General features: G+C 34.2%; 2 protein-coding genes. Both read right to left on the bottom strand.

Annotated features, from left to right (window positions below):
- Window positions 1-620, bottom strand: a 620-nt coding sequence (locus ENL20_07150; protein HHE38334.1) for a site-specific DNA-methyltransferase, incomplete at its 3' end; no start/stop codon positions are given.
- Window positions 617-1,237 (bottom strand): endonuclease domain-containing protein, encoded by a 621-nt coding sequence (locus tag ENL20_07145; protein HHE38333.1) that lies wholly within the window; start codon window positions 1,235-1,237, stop codon window positions 617-619. The genes ENL20_07145 and ENL20_07150, both read right to left, overlap by 4 nt.
- Between the last annotated feature and the right edge of the window lie 620 nt (window positions 1,238-1,857).

Raw genomic sequence — 1,857 nt, 5'->3', positions numbered from 1 at the left:
TAATTACTTACTCTCCAATCGCAATGCACATAAATCGAGCCGTCATCGGCAAGTAAATCGTGCATAAGTTTTAATCTTTCATACATCATAGAAAGGTAGCTGGAAATACCTCGTCCCCAAGTATCGCGGTAAGCAATTTCTTCCAAAACAGTTTGTTTTTTTGTTACTTCATCATTTCCGATTTTCACATCAAACCCAAAATCCGCACCAACCGCAAAAGGCGGATCAATGTAAATCAGTTTAATAACGCCTTGTTCTTCAATTTCCTTTCGCAAAGGACCGTTTACAAGAGAAGAAAGGATGAGTTTATTATCGCCCCAGATCAGTTTATTCGTCCAACCTTTCAGTTGTCTGCCGCGAGAGTCCATTTCAAAAAAATCAAAAGTAGATTCTCTGTTTTCGTATTTTTCTTTGCGTGGTTCGTCAATATTTTCAATGGAATGAAAAGGCAGAACAACATTTGTTACTTCTTCGCTTCTGCCGTTCCAGAAGAGAAAAACATCTTCATCGTCTTTTGCCAGTTTATAGAGATATTCTTTGGGAATGGTTTTACCTTGTTTAATGCTGTTTATCACAATATCTTTTTCTTTTTCGGTGAGCAGGTTTTTATCCTGGATCATTTATTTTTCCTCTTCTTTGTTAAATTCCCCTCTATCAGAGGGGTGTCACGAAGTGACGGGGTGTTTATATTCCCCTCTTGCAGAGGGGTGGATTCCGACTTGTCGGAATTCGGGGTGTTCATATTCCCACAAAACTCCTTCAAATATTCCATCACACCATTCAAATTCCTTTTTACATCGATGTCAGTAAAATGTAAGATTATCAATCCTAAACTTTTGAGATAATTATCTCGCTTTTTATCATATTCAACTTTATTATTATGACTATTACCGTCTATCTCGATAATAAGATTTAATTTGGGACAATAAAAATCAACAATATAATTACCGATGATCTTTTGCCTGTGAAAATCTAAAGAAAGAAATTGTTTTCTTTTAACCTGATTCCAAAATAATACTTCTGATAAATTGCCTGCTTTGCGTAATTCTTTAGCTCTGTCTTTCAGTTTGGGATTGTATGGGAGTTTTTTGTATTTTTTAAACACCCCGCGATTAAAGTCGCACTCCTCTGAAAGAGGGGAATTTATTGTTTCTTTGGGAATGGTTTTGCCTTCTTTAATGCTGTTTATGACAATATCTTTTTCTTTTTCCGAGAGCAGGTTTTTATCTTGGATCATTTTTATTCCTGAATTATCTGCACAATCAAGGTGCATGATTTAGATGTCGTGTACAGAAAATAAATTATTTTGTGCATGTGTGGTTTTTTGTGCACAAGCATTGGGCATGTTTATTATCTTCTGCACAAAAATCAGTTCTAATTGTGCATAAGTAATGGTTATTTTGATAGTAACTCATATAATCCTGTATTGAGATAAAGAATTTCCTTTCCTTCTCGTTTTGCTTCCAAAATATTTAGTTTGACCAGTTCATTTAGATATTTGCTGGCTGTATTTCGTGAGGCAATATTTTTTTCAACCAGTATTTTGTTTTTACAGTAAACTTGTGTGAACAGGAGTTCAAGCAGTTCAAAGGAATAGATTCCGGGAGCTTTTGTTTTGATTTTTGATTTCACTGAACTGAACAGGTCGTAAATTTCATTAACTTTTTCTAAAGAATATTTGGAAGTTCGGTAAACAGTTTCGAGATTGAAGAGAATCCAGTCATGCCAATTCTGTTTTTCAGTTACTTCCTTCAATAATCTGTAATAATCATTTTTGAATTCCAGAATATGTTTTGAGAGATATAATACTGGAATATCGATAAGGTTTTGTTTTGTAAGATAGATCACATTTAGAAT

The organism is Candidatus Cloacimonadota bacterium (genome assembly GCA_011372345.1).
GTDB lineage: Bacteria > Cloacimonadota > Cloacimonadia > Cloacimonadales > TCS61 > DRTC01.
Note: the sequence above shows the minus strand (reverse complement) of the source record. Positions and strands in the feature narration are given on the sequence as shown.

Bases quoted from the DNA above. Each gene is read 5' to 3' on its own strand.
- ENL20_07145 (HHE38333.1), bottom strand. From the start codon at position 1,237: ATGATCCAAGATAAAAACCTGCTCTCGGAAAAAGAAAAAGATATTGTC.